General features: G+C 40.6%; 13 protein-coding genes. 9 read left to right on the forward strand and 4 right to left on the reverse strand.

Annotated elements, in window-relative coordinates:
* Positions 1–61: 61 nt before the first annotated feature.
* Genes EU510_RS09535 through EU510_RS09545 form a run of 3 tightly spaced genes read right to left on the reverse strand, consistent with a single transcriptional unit; the run spans position 62 to position 4037 of the window.
* Entirely contained in the window at positions 62–2008 is a 1947-nt protein-coding gene (locus EU510_RS09535; protein WP_149593306.1) for an LTA synthase family protein, read from the reverse strand.
* Positions 1999–2370, reverse strand: coding sequence for a diacylglycerol kinase (locus tag EU510_RS09540; protein WP_149593307.1), 372 nt, complete (start codon positions 2368–2370; stop codon positions 1999–2001). The genes EU510_RS09535 and EU510_RS09540 overlap by 10 nt, the downstream gene beginning before the upstream one ends.
* A complete protein-coding gene (locus EU510_RS09545) occupies positions 2367–4037 on the reverse strand; it encodes a phosphoethanolamine transferase (RefSeq protein ID WP_149593308.1) in 1671 nt (556 codons plus the stop codon). The genes EU510_RS09540 and EU510_RS09545 overlap by 4 nt, the downstream gene beginning before the upstream one ends.
* 553 nt (positions 4038–4590) lie before the next feature.
* On the opposite strand from EU510_RS09545, the gene ilvG reads away from it, so the two are divergent.
* The 8 genes from ilvG (at position 4591) to EU510_RS09585 (ending at position 13708) form a co-directional block, all read left to right on the forward strand.
* On the forward strand, positions 4591–6240 hold the full coding sequence (gene ilvG / locus EU510_RS09550; RefSeq protein WP_149593309.1) for an acetolactate synthase 2 catalytic subunit: 1650 nt from the start codon (positions 4591–4593) through the stop codon (positions 6238–6240).
* Positions 6237–6482, forward strand: a complete 246-nt coding sequence (ilvM, locus tag EU510_RS09555) for an acetolactate synthase 2 small subunit (protein ID WP_002959893.1) — start codon at positions 6237–6239, stop codon at positions 6480–6482. The genes ilvG and ilvM overlap by 4 nt, the downstream gene beginning before the upstream one ends.
* A gap of 103 nt (positions 6483–6585) precedes the next feature.
* On the forward strand, positions 6586–8442 hold the full coding sequence (gene ilvD / locus EU510_RS09560) for a dihydroxy-acid dehydratase (RefSeq protein ID WP_149593310.1): 1857 nt from the start codon (positions 6586–6588) through the stop codon (positions 8440–8442).
* A gap of 2 nt (positions 8443–8444) precedes the next feature.
* Complete coding sequence (gene ilvA / locus EU510_RS09565; RefSeq protein ID WP_149593311.1) at positions 8445–9998, forward strand: threonine ammonia-lyase, biosynthetic; 1554 nt, start codon at positions 8445–8447, stop codon at positions 9996–9998.
* 147 nt (positions 9999–10145) lie between these two features.
* Complete coding sequence (locus tag EU510_RS09570; protein ID WP_149593312.1) at positions 10146–11129, forward strand: ABC transporter substrate-binding protein; 984 nt, start codon at positions 10146–10148, stop codon at positions 11127–11129.
* Positions 11130–11190: 61 nt separating this feature from the next.
* A complete protein-coding gene (locus EU510_RS09575; RefSeq protein ID WP_149593313.1) occupies positions 11191–12366 on the forward strand; it encodes a methyltransferase in 1176 nt (391 codons plus the stop codon).
* Positions 12367–12396: 30 nt separating this feature from the next.
* Positions 12397–13059 (forward strand): carbonate dehydratase, encoded by a 663-nt coding sequence (gene can, locus EU510_RS09580; protein ID WP_149593314.1) that lies wholly within the window; start codon positions 12397–12399, stop codon positions 13057–13059.
* A 4-nt stretch (positions 13060–13063) separates the two neighbouring features.
* Positions 13064–13708, forward strand: coding sequence for an NAD(P)H-binding protein (locus EU510_RS09585; protein ID WP_149593315.1), 645 nt, complete (start codon positions 13064–13066; stop codon positions 13706–13708).
* 54 nt (positions 13709–13762) lie between these two features.
* Here the strand turns inward: EU510_RS09585 and ubiK are convergent, their stop codons facing one another.
* Positions 13763–14026 (reverse strand): ubiquinone biosynthesis accessory factor UbiK, encoded by a 264-nt coding sequence (gene ubiK, locus EU510_RS09590; RefSeq protein WP_149593316.1) that lies wholly within the window; start codon positions 14024–14026, stop codon positions 13763–13765.
* Positions 14027–14188: 162 nt separating this feature from the next.
* Between ubiK and rep the strand changes: the two genes are divergently transcribed.
* Complete coding sequence (gene rep / locus EU510_RS09595) at positions 14189–16207, forward strand: DNA helicase Rep (RefSeq protein ID WP_149593317.1); 2019 nt, start codon at positions 14189–14191, stop codon at positions 16205–16207.
* Positions 16208–16222: the final 15 nt, after the last annotated feature.

The following is a 16222-nucleotide window of genomic DNA, read 5'->3' on the forward strand; positions in this document are numbered from 1 at the left end:
TTACTCGGTTTATAAAAATAGCCTTGTTACTTTAACAAGGCTTTATTATCAAGTCACTTGGTTAATGATACCAACCATTTGTGTAGGCTAGATTACCTAAGTTCGCGTGAGCTAGGGCTTTTTTAACTAGTTGCTCATCGTTTTCACATGGTACAAGCTGGTTATTGCTATACGTATAGGTGGTTGCTGGTTTTTGTGGTTGTAACACCACCACTTTATTATCGTGCATGTAGGCAAAGTTTTTGTCGTATTGCATCATTGCGCGTTGTTTGTTATTGCTAATTGGCTTTGATAAATCATGACCTATCATAGGGTGCTTACCACTTGCGCCAATTAAAGACAGTAGAGTAACAGGAATATCGAGCTGGCTGGCTAGTTGGCTATCTCGTTTATGGGTAATACCTTTACCAAAAATAACGGCCGGAATTTTAAAGTGATCAACCGGTACTAAATTTGAACCCGATACGCGCGAGTCGTGATCGGCAATAACTATAAATACAGTATCATCCCAGTAGCTCGATTTTTTAGCTTTTTCGATAAACGTGCCTAGTGCGTAATCGGCATACTTGGCAGCATTATTACGGGTTTGTTTTTGTTTATCGTACAGCGTTATTTTATCGTCAGGAAAGTCATACGGGCTATGATTAGAGCTTGAAAATATAAGGCTAAAAAAGGGTTTTTTTTGATTTTTAAGCTTAGTAAGTTCTATGTCGGCTTGGTCGTACAAGTCTTCGTCTGATGCGCCCCACGAGCCATTAAAGTCTATTTTTTTAAAGTTATTTGTATCTACGATACTTTTAAAACCGTTGCCTAAAAAGAAGCTTCGCATGTTATCAAAATGGCTTTCGCCACCATAAATAAACTGTGTGCTATAATTTTTCTTCGCTAAAAAATCAGCAATGGTAAAAAAGTCACGTTGTGATTTATCAAGCTTAACAATTGCACGCGAAGGCGTTGGTGTGAACCCTGTAATTACTGCCTCAATTCCACGCACTGAACGTGTGCCCGTGGCGTATAAATTATCAAACCCCCAGCCTTGTTTATAAAGGGCGTCTATATTAGGTGTAAGCGGTAAACCGCCAAGCGTGCCTACATAACGAGCACCTAAACTTTCTTGTAAAATAATGACTAAATTTTTGGGTTTACCTGTATTACTTGCGCCATGAAACGTTTTTGTAGGGGCGGTTACATCGCTAAATGCGGCTTGCGCATTTTGCATGTTACTACGCACAATACTAAGCAATTCATCGGTGGGCATTTTACCGTAATAGTCTTGACTTGATTGCTCATTAGAAAGTTGCTTAACTGCAAACGCGACGCTATAAAGTGAGTTAAGGGTTAAGTCGTTAAGTAAGTGATCGGTAGAAAACGAGACCATGGCGGGGTTAAGTGGTCTGTGCCCTAATGAGTTGCGGGCGCCCAAAATAGTTAAGCATACTAAAACAAGCGCTAAAATTGATTGATTTAAGCCTGTTAGTGATGACTTGCTTTGCCATTGATTGCTAAATACTTTACTTGCAAATTTACAGCTTAAAATAAGTGCTATAACAGCAATAAATACTTCTAACTTATAGCCTGAAAAAATCATTTTTGAGACTTCTTTAGGGTAAATTAAATATTCTATAAATAAGCGGTTAGGGCGCAAGTCGTACTCGTTTATAAACGTAGGTGTAATCACTTCAAAAAAAACGAGTAAAGCAGACATCCACACTAAGTAAATTTTAATTAGGCCGCGTACTTTATTTTGCCAACCTACGCTTTGCATCAGTAAGGTAAGTAGTAATGCGGGCATAATAATGTAGCTTAGAGTGGCTATATCTACTCTTAACCCACCTATAAATATAGATAACCACGCATGCGATCCAAATACACGCTCCCCTTGCCATACACTTAATCCAAAGCGAGCAAGTGTTAAAAAGCTAAGTGCCAAAACAGTAAATACAACAAAAATCCATACAGGGCCAAGTGCATTTTGTATTTTAGGTATAAAAGTTAGCTTTATGCCCATAACACAGCCCACCAAATAAGAGCGGCAATTAGCATAGCTATAAACACGCTTGCAGAGGCAATATCTTTAGCGAGCCCCGAAAGCTCATGGTATTCACTGCCAATTCTATCAACTACAACCTCAACTGCCGTATTTACCAGCTCAGCAAACAATACAAAAAGGAGGCTGGCTATAAGCAGTAATTTATCCTTTAGTGCAATTTCTTGTAGCCACACAAACACACCGAGTAACGAAAACAGTGCTAGCTCTTGTTGAAACGCCGCTTCAAATCGACTCATCCATTTTAAGCCGTTAAAAGAATGGCTTAAGGTAAAAATAAGGCGCATTAAGCCTTGGCGTTTTATAATGGTTTTATTACTCATAGTTTTACTTCGCTTGGTGTTGTTTGGCAGCTAGCAAGTAAATCGAGCGATGCCTGATACGTTTTGCTTTTAATGCCAATTAAATTTAAAAGGGTGTGAAAAATATTGTTGTGTGAGCGTGCGGCGTGGGTGTCTAAATTAGCTAAGCAGGTATTGGTAATGCGCTGATTATGCTCATCAGCCCACATATAAAGAGGAACATGCGTTTGTGTGCTAGGCGCAAAGCTATACGGAAAACCATGTAAATAAGCACCGGCTTCGCCAAGCGATTCACCATGATCAGAGACATATAAAAATTGCTTATCTATATTGCTTGGCAGTGCTTTTAATTGCTCAATTACTTGGGCATTAACAAAGTCGCTGTACGCAATTGTGTTATCGTAGGTATTAACTAATTCATCGAGTGAGCAATTTTGAATGTCGCTTCTATCGCACGTGGGTGTAAATTGCTTAAATTTATCTGGGTAGCGTTTAAAGTAAGTTGGTCCGTGTGAGCCCATCATGTGTAGGACGATAACGGTATTAGCTTGGCTTAAATTAGCGAGTTTGCGTTTAAGTGGAGTAAGAAGTGCTTCATCAAAGCAATATTTTCCATCGCAAAGCGCTGATGGGGTGGTTGGTATATCAATATTAACAACACGGGGGCATACGTTTTTACAGCCGCTGTTGTTATCAACCCACAGTACGTCGCTGCCAGCTTGTTGTGCTAAATCAATCAGGTTTTGTTGGTTGTCGGCTGCTAATCGATCAAAGTTATTTTGTGTTTGCAGTGAAAACATACACGGCACAGACACTGCGGTGGCCGTACCGCAAGACGCCACATTATTAAAATACGTCACATTATGCTTTTGTGTATAAGGGTTGGTGTTGCGCTTATAACTTTGATAAGCAAAGTTTTCTGCTCGTGCTGTTTCGCCAACAACCATAACGGTTACGCTGGTGGTGTTAGGCGCAATAAGAGTGGGTGTTGCATCTATATTTTTAAATTCCATATTGGTATACAGCAGCTGATCGCGCATATATTTATAACCGCTAGAGAGATACTGAAATGGGATGAGTTCTTTTTTCAAAATGCGGTTATTGCGGCCTGTCGCTGCGTAGTCGGCGTAAAAGTTTACGACCACTAAAGCAATTAATGAGCAGCACGCTACAATAAGTTTTATACGACTAATCGCTTCTTGGTGAGGGCGGGTAAAGTGTATTTTCACTTTGCTTAATATAAAAACAGGTAGCGCACAAAACAGCAGTAAAAAGCCTATGAGTTGCGGATTTAAATAGCTCAGTGCTTCGCTTGAATCCGTTTCGAACGTGTTTTGAATCATTGAATAGTCAAACACGACGCCGTAATTTAATGAGCCGTAAAGCACGGCACTCGAAATTATCAGTAAAAGGTAGTTAATTGGTTTTAGTAACCACCTAACCGACACTATTGAAAAGAAAATAATTAAAAGGCATAACAAAAGTAGTGGCACTGAAAGTAAAAATAGCCATGAAAAAGATGCAAGAGAGGTAATGGCGCTAAACGAACCTTGAATAAAAGGAATGTTTATAACTAAACAGTAATAACAGGCAATCATCACTACAAAGGCATTTGCACTACAGTGAATGTAAAACCGCTTACTACGATTTGGCTTTTTTTGTGCTGGTGTTTGGCTTGTTACGTTCATATTTAGGCTCGTTTAAAATAACAACGCCATGCTATGCAACAACACTTAAGAGTCGCTTAAGAGAACCTACGTATTACCTGAAGGTGATAAATAATTTTATTTATAAAAATATTCTTAAAAATTAATCAAACCTTAAATAAGGGATATAAGAATAGTGAATTTCTGAGAATAAAATTAGAGCATAAAAAAACCACTACTAACTTATATAGTGAATTTTAAAACCTGATAAATTGCATTTTAGTCTTTTTGTTAGATTAACTTTGGTGTTGACTTAAAGGGCCTAGCGCGGTACTAATATACAAAGAGAGCGAAGGAATAACCTTCGCGATAATTGAACAAAATTTGGTATTAATTACATGCTTACAAACGCACTTAACCTAGTCCTGATTATTATCGTGGTGATTATTCCCGCGAGGGCTTCGTAGTGCTTTAAAAACTTAAGCATTAAAAAAGCCCTCCGCACTTAACCGTTCGGAGGGCTTTTTAGTTTTAAGGGTAAAGTTTTTAGCGTAAAAATGTAATTGGGTTGTCACTGAGGAATGAGGGTTTATTAATGACAGGCGCAGAACTAACAATCGACTTATTGGCCAAACACGGCGTAAATGAAGTATTTGGCTACCCAGGCGGAGCTATTATGCCAATTTACGATGCGCTGTATGGCGCGCCAGTCAAACACTACCTAACTCGCCATGAGCAAGGTGCAGGGTTTGCAGCTGTTGGTTATGCTCGCAGCACACGTAAATTAGGCGTATGTTTTGCAACATCGGGCCCAGGTGCAACTAATTTAATAACCGCTCTGGCTGATGCGATGATGGACTCAGTGCCATTATTGGCGATCACCGGCCAAGTGCCTACTGCAGCTATTGGTTCAGATGCGTTTCAAGAAGTAGATGTACTAGGTATGTCGCTTTCGTGTACTAAGCACAGCTACATGGTAGAGCGAGCTGAAGACTTAGCAGAGATATTACAAGAAGCAATTCATTTAGCGCAAAGCGGCCGCCCAGGTCCCGTACTTGTCGATATCCCAAAAGATATTCAAATGGCTCAAGTCCCTTTTAAACCTTGGTTAGCAGCTGATGAATACTTACCAGAGTTAGATTTAAAGCAAGTTGCTATTGCTAATCAACTGTTGAGTGAGGCTAAACAGCCTGTAGCGTATGTAGGTGGTGGTGTACAAGCCGCTGATGCGCAAGACGAGCTAATGCAATTTTTAAATAAAACGCAGATGCCAGCTGTATCAACACTTAAAGCGTTGGGCAGTGTATTACCAGATTACGAACATTACTTAGGTATGCTAGGCATGCACGGTACACAAGCTGCTAATATCGCAGTGCAAGAATGTGATGTACTTGTATGTATAGGGGCGCGCTTTGATGACCGCGTAACAGGCAACTTAGCTAAATTTGCAGCTAAAGCTAAGGTAATCCATTTAGATATCGATGCAGCTGAAGTTGGTAAGCGAAAACCAGCTAAAGCTTCATTAATTGCTGATTTAAAAACGTCATTACCTGCACTTGAATGCTTTGTAACCCCTACAGCGTGGTGTGACACAAATAAAGAAATGAATATTAAGCATGCGTGGCGTTACGACTACCCAGGTGAAAAGGTTTTTGCACCGTACTTATTAAACCAACTAAGCCAACGCATGCCAAATACAGGGGTTGTGTGCTGCGATGTGGGTCAGCATCAAATGTGGGTAGCACAGCACATGAAGTTTACTCACCCGAGTAATCATTTAAGCAGTGGTGGTGCAGGCACAATGGGCTTTGGTTTACCTGCGGCTATTGGCGCGCAAGTAGCACGCCCTGATGACTTTGTTATTACTGTATCGGGCGATGGTTCAATAATGATGAATATTCAAGAATTGGCCACTATTCGTCGTAACAATTTACCTGTAAAAATATTAATTTTAGATAACCAGCGTTTAGGGATGGTTCGCCAATGGCAGGAACTATTTTTTGAAGGGCGTTATTCTGAAACTAACCTGTCGGATAACCCAGACTTTGTTCAATTAGCCGCTGTATTTGGTATTCCTGGGCAAACAATAACTCACGCTAATCAAGTTGATGATGCGATAACTGCATTAGTTAATAGTAAAGGGCCGTACATAGTACATGCCTGTATTGATGATAAAGAAAATGTTTGGCCACTTGTACCACCTGGGGCTGCGAACGACGAAATGATGACGGAGAAAGCAAAATGAAACATAGCCTAACTATTGCATTAAAAAGCCAAAGTATAGCGGTAGAGCGCTTTTTACGAGTGGTGCGTCATCGTGGTTTTGACCTTACGCATTTTCAGCTCAATATGGACGATGGTTTTTATAATGTAGACATGACGGTAGATAGTGATAAACCAATTCACCTATTAACCAGCCAGTTAAACAAGCTGGTGGATGTCAAAGAAGTCACTTTACAAAATTTACAGCAACAACAGGCTGTGTAATTACGAACTGAAAAACAATTTACGAGTAACTGAATCACTCGGTTACTCACCAATTTTAGAATGAGGAATGCCCGCTTATTTTGCGGCAAAAACTGAGGTAACTATGGCTAAATTAAGAAGTGCAACAACAACTGAAGGGCGTAAACGCGCAGGCGCTCGTGCATTATGGCGCGCAACAGGTATGACCGACACCGATTTTGGTAAGCCGATTATTGCCGTAGTTAACTCATTTACACAATTTGTACCAGGGCATGTTCACCTTAATCAGCTAAGTGAACTTATGGCTGAAACCATTACGCAAGCCGGTGGTGTCCCTAAAGAATTTAATACTATTGCGATTGATGATGGTATTGCAATGGGTCACGGCGGAATGCTTTATTCATTGCCTTCGCGCGATTTAATTGCTGACTCGGTTGAGTACATGGTAAATGGTCATTGTGCTGATGCGATGATTTGTATTTCAAACTGCGACAAAATTACTCCAGGAATGATGCTTGCAGCACTACGTTTAAATATTCCGGTAATATTTGTATCAGGCGGTCCAATGGAAGCAGGTAAAACTAAGCTTGCTAACATCGATATTAAACTTGATTTAGTAGATGCTATGGTTAAAGGCGCTGATGAATCGGTAAGTGATGCCGATTCAGAGCAAGTAGAGCGCTCTGCATGTCCAACATGTGGCTCTTGTTCAGGCATGTTTACTGCAAACTCAATGAACTGTTTGTTAGAAGCGATTGGTTTAGCACTTCCGGGTAACGGCACGACGCTTGCGACTCATAAAGACCGTAAACAACTTTATGTTGAAGCGGGGGCTCGTATTGTTGATTTATGTCGTGAGTATTATCAAAAAGATAATCAAGATGTATTGCCACGTGCTATTGCTAACAAAACAGCCTTTATGAACGCAATGGTGGTTGATATTGCAATGGGTGGCTCATCAAATACGGTATTACATTTACTTGCTGCAGCGCAAGAAGCGGGCGTTGATTTTGATATGTCGCACATTGATGCGCTCTCTCGTAAAACACCATTTTTATGTAAAGTCGCACCAGCAACACCTGAATATCACATTGAAGATGTGCACCGCGCAGGCGGCATGATGGCAATCGTACGTGAACTTGGCAAAGCAGGCTTAGTTGATATGTCAGTTAATCATGTTGCTGGGTCAACTATGGCTGAGCTCGTTAAAAAATGGGATGCAACAGATCCTACTAACGAAGCAGCGCGCAAATTTTACCGTGCTGGCCCTGCAGGCATTCGTACCACTAAAGCAATGAGCCAAGAGTGTCGTTGGGACGAGGGCGATAACGACCGAGAGCATGGTTGTATTCGAAGTGTTGAACACGCTTTTCGTCAAGATGGTGGATTAGCTGTACTTTCGGGGAACTTAGCAGTCGATGGCTGTATTGTTAAGAGTGCGGGCGTAGTTGATGAAATGCTACATTTTGAAGGCACTGCAGTCGTGTACGAGTCACAAGATGATTCTGTAGAAGGGATTTTAAACGACGAAGTAAAAGCCGGCGATATCGTGGTTATCCGTTACGAAGGCCCTAGAGGCGGTCCAGGTATGCAAGAAATGCTTTACCCAACTAGCTACTTAAAATCAAAAGGCCTAGCTGAAAAATGTGCACTTATTACAGATGGTCGCTTTTCGGGTGGTACTTCGGGTTTATCAATTGGTCATGTATCACCAGAGGCAGCAAGTGGCGGTGCTATTGCGTATGTTGAAAATGGCGACAAAATCATTATTGATATCGCAACCCGTGAAATTACGTTAGCGTTAAGTGATGAAGAGCTTGAAGCGCGTAAGCAAAAACAACTAGCACGCGGAAAACTGGCGTACAAACCAGTCGATCGTGAGCGCTATGTATCGTCTGCTTTAAAGGCTTATGCATTACTTGCAACAAGTGCTGATAAAGGCGCAGTGCGTGACTTAGCTAAATTGGAGGCGCTTAGTTAATTATGGTCTCTCAAGAGCTCGATTATTTTCGCGCTATTATTCAAGCAAACATGGAGCCTTTGGCTAAAGTTACTGAGGTTAGTGAAATGGCTGAACTCAGTAAAAAGCTAGGTAACCATGTTTGGTTAAAGCGTGAAGACCAACAGCCCGTGTATTCATTTAAATTACGCGGTGCATATAACAAATTAAATAAATTACCTAAAGGCTCAGTGGTTATTACTGCTTCTGCGGGTAATCATGCTCAAGGGGTTGCATTGAGTGCATCTCACCTTGGGCATCAAGCAACTATTGTAATGCCAGTAACAACACCTGAAATAAAAGTCAGCGCAGTGCGCGCACTTGGTGGTGAAGTTGTATTACATGGGCATCATTTTGATGCCGCAAAAGCACATGCACTTGAGCTTACAGAGCAACGAAACGGTATATTTGTTCCACCATTTGATGACCCAGACGTCATTGTTGGTCAAGGTACTGTAGCACGTGAGCTTATGCAGCAATTAAACGAGCTTGATGCTGTGTTTATCCCTGTTGGCGGTGGTGGCTTACTTGCTGGTATGGCGGTTTATATTAAATCGCTGCGTCCAGATATAAAAGTAATTGGCGTAGAAGCCGGCGAAAGTGCGTGTTTACAAGCGGCACTTAAAGCAGGTAAACCAGTAGAGCTTGAACGCGTTGGCAGTTTTGCCGATGGCGTAGCGGTTAAAATTATTGGTACTGAAACATTTCGCTTAGCGCAAAAGTTTTGTGATGAAGTTATCACCGTGAGTAGCGATGAAATATGTGCTGCCATGCAGGATATTTTTGTATCTACCCGTGCAATAGCAGAACCTTCAGGTGCACTTGCAACGGCAGGGCTTAAAAAGTGGAGCCAGCAGTCGGGGTTAAAAGGGTTACATTTAGCGGCTGTTTTATCCGGTGCTAATTTAAACTTTGATCGCCTGCGTTATGTTGCAGAGCGCACTGCGCTGGGTGAAAAAAACGAAGCGTTATTAGCCGTTACTATTAAAGAAGAAAAAGGCAGCTTTAAACAGTTTTGTGCTTCTTTAGGTGGCCGTGCTATTACTGAGTTTAACTACCGTTATGCAGGACCTGGTGAAGCACAAATATTTGTAGGTATTGCCCTGCGGCAAGGGGAGCAAGAGCTTAATGAGCTAAAGCAAGACTTAACAAATAATGATTACCAATTTTGCGATCTGTCGGATAACGAACTCGCTAAATTACATGTGCGCTATATGGTTGGCGGAAAAGCACCAGAGCAATTACATGAACGTTTATTGCGTTTTGAATTTCCTGAGTATCCAGGTGCACTTGCACGGTTTTTAGATACTTTAGGTAGTAATTGGAACATTACCTTATTTCATTATCGTAATCACGGTGGTTCGATGGGGAATGTACTGGCTGGCTTTGCTATTGAGCCAAGCCAATTTGATATGTTTAACGAGTATTTAAATCGCTTAGGTTATAGTGTTCAAGATGAAACCCAAAACCCTTGTTTTACGCAGTTTTTAACATCAAAACCGCAAGTGGAAAAAGTCGAAAAAATAGCCTCAGTATAACCCTTCTTTAAAGGCAGGCACCTCACTAGGGTGCTTGCTTTATCACACTTTTTACATATAGTTACAGGTAATCGTCATACTTTTGAGGACACCTAGTTGCTATTTAAAGGATTAATCATTGGATTGTGCTTTTTTTGCAGCCATATAATGGCGCAAGAATCAGTCACATTACAGCTAAAATGGACACACCAGTTTCAGTTTGCCGGTTACTATATGGCAAAGCAAAAAGGCTTTTATAATGAAGTTGGCCTCGATGTAACCATTAAACAAGCTAATCCAATGAAACCTGATACCTTTGGTCCTGTCGCCAGTGGCGAAGCACAATTTGGTGTAGGGCATTCTGGTATTTTACAGCAACGTATAAATGGCCAACCTCTTATTGCTATGGCTGCCTTATTGCAATTTTCACCTTACTGCTGGATGGTTAAAGACACGTCTGATATTTTTCATCCACGTGACTTTGTTAATAAACGCATCACTGCGGTGAGCAAAAATGACGGCACCGAGCTACTTGTTATGCTTAAACGCAGTGGTGTAGATGTGGATAATCTTAAAGTTTACGACGGTGAAAACCCAAGCCTAGCTTGGATTGAAAACAAACTAGATGCTATGCAAGTGTATGTTACTACAGAGCCATACTATATGACTCAGCAAGGTATAGCGCATCGGCTTGTTTGCCCTCAGCGTTATGGTATGGATGTGTATAGTGACATTTTATTTACCAGCGAAAATATGCAGAAGAAAAACCCGCAAGCGGTCGAAAAATTTTACCAAGCGAGTCTAAAAGGCTGGCGCTATGCAATGATGAACATGGACGAAGCCATTGCAGTCACCCAGCAACTGTATGCACCGAATAAAAGCTTTCATCAGCTCGCTTTTGAGGCTGAAGTGTTAAAAAATTATATAGTACTACCTACCACCAGTTTAGGGCATATGTCGATAGCAAAGTGGCGTTTGATAGCTGACTTATATGGAATACAGCAAAATGAATTTGACGAGGTGAAATCTCATTTTATCTACAAATATCAAGAGCCCGAAAAAATGCAGTTATCCTGGATGCTTATAGCCGCTATTTTGGTGAGTATTATTTCAATCCCTTTGTATTTGAGACTGATTTTTAGTAAAAATTAACTGTTTAGTGAGACCTCACTGAGCTGATATAATTAATTGCCTTTTTATTATTTAAGCTGTTATGACTTTAGCTGAGCAATTTTTAGCACTTGATTCACTTTTAATGCGTCATCGTCAGTATTGGCAGTGCACCGCATTTGATTTTGACACTATTCCTTGGCCAGAACTGCAAGGCATACTTAACGAGCTAACGGATGATCAAGTAAGCGTTCTTGATAACGATCAAAATCAGCTCAATCAATTTTTTAGTCAACATATAAACCAGCTTGATGAACTTGCTAAGCTATGTGATTTACCTAGCGCTTCACACTCTCGAGCTGATTATCCGTTTTGGATAAGTAACGGCATTAAAGGTCGTAAGTTTGATCAGTTACAAGACTTTGTATCTGCACTACCTAATATTAAGCAACCAGTTTTAGAGTGGTGTGCGGGTAAAGGACACTTAGGGCGAATACTTGCTTTTAATGGCGCAAGTGATGTGCATAGTATTGAGCTGCAACAAAGCTTATGCGAGCAAGGGCAAAAAAGTGCACAGCAACAAGGTTTGGCAATGCATTTTAGCCAAGCAGATGTATTAAAAGATGATATCACTCAATTCTTTAGTCCTAATATGCATGCTGTAGCGCTCCACGCATGTGGTGGTTTGCACCAAGTATTTATGCGGCAAGCAAGTTTGGCAAAAGCACAACAAATTAGCTTTTCACCTTGTTGCTATCACTTATTTACGGCTAATGAGTACCTTGCAATGAGTGAGGTTGCAAACCAAAGTGAGCTTAACCTAACGCATCGCGATTTAAAACTCGCCTTGCAAGAAACCGTTACAGCGCCTTCTCGTCTGGAAAAAGTACGTAAAACAGAACTAGAATGGCGACTTGGTTTTGATGCACTAAGAAAGTCGATCACTGGCGAGCAATATTACGTAAGCGTACCGTCGGTTAACAAAGCTATATTCTCAGATTCGTTTAAATCGTTTTGTGCATGGGCTGCAGAAAAAAAGACAATAAGCCTACCTCAAGGTACTGATTATAATAAATATTTAGAGGTTGGGGTGGCTCGAAAAAAAATAACTGACCGAGTTGAACTGGTTCGACATGTGTTCAGAAGGGCAATTGAAGTTTGGCTTGTGCTCGATCGTGCTTTATATTTGCAACAGCAAGGCTATCAAGTAAGCGTTAAAACGTTTTGTGAAAAGCAGTTAACGCCTCGTAATATATTGATTCTCGCTAATATCCATTAAATTTCCGTCCTCGACTTAATAAGAGATGCAATGAGAAAGTTAAAAAATTTATTCGATAACAATAAACGTTGGGCTGCTCGCACAAGTGAAGCAGATCCTGAGTTTTTTAAAATTTTATCTATGCAACAGAATCCAGAGTATCTATGGATTGGTTGTTCAGACTCTCGTGTACCTGCTAATCAAATAGTTGATTTATTACCAGGCGAATTATTTGTACATCGTAACGTGGCTAACGTGGTTGTACACACTGACCATAACTGTTTGTCGGTTATGCAGTACGCAGTTGAAGTATTAAAAGTAAAACATATTATGGTGGTAGGCCACTATGGTTGTGGTGGCGTACAAGCTGTTTTAAACAATGCAAAATTTGGCTTTATTGATAACTGGCTACGCCATGTAGGTGATGTAAAAGAAAAGCATCTTGAACAACTTGACGCAATGCCAGAAAGCGAACGTTTAAGCCGACTTATTGAGCTAAATGTAATTGAGCAAGTACGTAATGTATGCCGTACTAACATTGTGCAAGATGCGTGGGATCGCGGGCAAGAGCTAAGCGTTCATGGTTGGGTTTATGGTTTAGAGAACGGCCACCTTCATGATTTAGAGTCTGTAGTAACGTGCGCGAGTGAGGAAACCGACAGCTATAAAAAAGCAGTACAGCACGTACTTAAAAAAGTGGGTGAGAGTAAATAAATTCATGACTAAAACGGCGATATTATTAGGTGCTACAGGTTTGGTTGGTAATGAGTTGCTGCATAAGCTACTTAATAGCGATCGTTATACCAAAGTGGTTACGTTAAGTCGTCGGGCTTTGTCTATTACACACGCAAAGCTAGTTAATCATGTTATTGATTTTGAAAAATTAACTCAATACGTTGAGCTTTTTAAAGGCGACGTATTGTTTTCGTGTTTGGGCACAACCCGTAAACGGGCGGGCTCTACACAAGCTCAGCGTAAAGTAGATTTTGATTATCAGTTTATAGTAGCGCAGTTAGCGGCATGTAATGGCGTTACGCATTATTGCTTAGTGTCATCAAGCGGGGCGAATACGCACAGTAATAGTGCTTATTTGAAAATGAAGGGTGAGCTTGAGCAACATATTAAAGCACTCCCTTTTGATAAAATAAGTATTTTACAACCATCTTTATTATTAGGTGATCGTGAGCAATTTAGAGTGGCAGAAAAGATAGGCAGTATTATTTTTCCTGTTATTACACGACTGCCGTTTTTAAAGCGTTACAAACCAATAACTGGCGAGCAAGTTGCGCAAAAAATGCTGAGTGTGAGTTTAGAGCAACAGGCTAAGTTATTTTATTATGTGCTAGATGAGCTATTTGAATAAACTTAGTAAAACGCAAAAGGCAGCCTAAGCTGCCTTTTTTGTACATTAAATTAATTATTCAGCGTCAGTTTTAGCGCTAAGTTGCTGCTCAAGCAATGTAACTTTAGCTTCAAGGTCAGTTAGTTTTTCGCGAGTACGAATAAGTACTTGGCTTTGTACATCAAATTCTTCGCGGCTCACAAAGTCCATCTCAGCAAGCTTGTTTTGTAAAACTTGCTTTGTTTTACCTTCGAGTGTATCTGCTAGGTTTTTTACACCTTGTGGCATATTGCTAGTAATTTGCTTAGCAATTTCTTCAAGTTTTGCTGGGTTGATCATATTTGTCCCTTCGATGCGGTCTAAAATAATAATAACTAATATTACCTTATACCTAGTGTATTTAACACATGATCATCTTTACCTTAATTAATTAAGGCAATTGCTATGCTCGCTGTAATGGTTACGTTAAAATTACGCGTCTTTTAAATTTCTTTGGTCGTTATGAAACTCAATCCTAAACAAGATGAAGCCGTAAAATATATTAGTGGTCCCTGCTTAGTGTTAGCTGGCGCAGGCTCTGGTAAAACCCGTGTTATTACGAATAAGATCGCTTATTTAGTGAAAAAATGTGAGTACAAAGCGCGAAATATAGCTGCCGTTACTTTTACTAATAAAGCAGCTAAAGAGATGCGTGAGCGAGTATTGCAAACGCTCGGTAAACAAGACGCTAAAGGTTTATGGGTATCAACGTTCCACACGCTAGGTTTAGAAGTAATAAAAAAAGAGTTAAGTACACTGGGCTTTAAACCCGGTTTTTCGTTATTTGATGATCAAGATACCAACCAGCTTCTTAGTGAGCTCACCGAAGACGAACTAAAAAAAGACAAAGACTTACTCAAACTACTTAAAATGGAAATTGGTAGTTGGAAAAACGAATTAGTGCTGCCAGAGCAAGCAATACGCGAAGCGCGTGATGCGCAAAAGGCATTGTTCGCACAGCTGTATGCGCGATACCAAAATCAGCTACGTGCTTATAACGCACTGGATTTTGATGATTTAATTATGATCCCTACTTTGTTACTTACTAATAACGCCACATCTCGTGAGCGCTGGCAGCAACGCTTTAAATACTTGCTGGTGGATGAGTATCAAGATACCAATACAAGCCAATATCAACTTGTTAAATTGCTAGTAGGCGAGCGTGCCCGTTTTACTGTGGTAGGTGATGACGATCAATCAATTTACTCATGGCGTGGTGCTCGCCCACAAAACTTAGTGTTGTTAGGTAAAGACTATCCAGGGCTTAGGCTAATAAAGCTTGAGCAAAACTATCGAAGTGCAGGGCGAATACTAAAAGCCGCTAATATATTGATAGCAAATAACCCGCATGATATCGAAAAAAAGCTATTCAGTGAGCTTGGTTACGGTGAGCCAATTAAAGTAATAGGGTGCCGCGATGAAGAGCATGAATCTGAGCGCGTAGTTGCCGAGATAATTTCTCATAAGTTTATGAAGCGAACTAGCTATAAAGACTACGCTATTTTATATCGTGGTAATCATCAAGCTCGTGGCTTTGAAAAATCACTAATGAGTAACCGTATCCCTTATAAAATTAGTGGCGGTATGTCTTTTTTCGCTCGCTCAGAAATTAAAGATATTATGGCGTATTTACGCTTATTAGTTAATCAAGACGATGACAATGCATTTTTACGTATCGTAAATACACCGCGCCGCGAAATTGGTACGATTACGCTCGAAAAGCTGGGTACGCTGGCTAATGAAAAGCACGCGAGCTTGTTTGCTACCTGTTTTGATAACGATTTAGGCTACAGACTAAAAGGGCGTGGCTTAAATGCGCTTGCTGGGTTTGCACGCTGGGTTGTTGAGCTATCTGATAACGCTGTACGTGGCGATACACTTGAAGCTGTTAAAGACTTAGTGCGTAATATTAACTACGAGGCATATTTGTACGAGTCGTCACCGAGTGCTAAAGCGGCTGAAATGCGCATGAAAAACGTATCTGAGCTGTATCGTTGGATCACCGATATGTTGGCAGGAGATGCCGACAACGAACCAATGACATTAGCCGAGGTTGTTAGTAAGCTAACCCTTCGCGATATGCTTGAGCGTAACGAAGAAGAAGATGAAACCGATGCAGTGCACTTATCAACATTACATGCGTCAAAGGGCTTAGAGTATCCATACGTATTTATGGTGGGTATGGAGGAGGGCTTACTACCGCATCAGGTTAGTATTGATGAAGACAACGTTGATGAAGAGCGCCGGCTAGCTTATGTTGGTATTACTCGTGCTCAGCAGGAGTTAACACTTACTTATGCTAAAATACGTCGTCAATTTGGTGAAACCTCACAAACTGAATTAAGCCGGTTTGTACAAGAATTACCACAGGACGATTTAGCGTTCGAAAACAAAAAAGCGCCAAATACCCAAGCAGAGCGAATGGAAAAAGGCCAAGCAAGAGTTGCTAACCTTCGAGCCATGTTTAAAAAGCCTGAGTAATACCTTAGGTTAATT

It is taken from the genome of Pseudoalteromonas sp. FUC4 (genome assembly GCF_008370255.1).
In the GTDB taxonomy this organism is placed as follows: domain Bacteria; phylum Pseudomonadota; class Gammaproteobacteria; order Enterobacterales; family Alteromonadaceae; genus Pseudoalteromonas.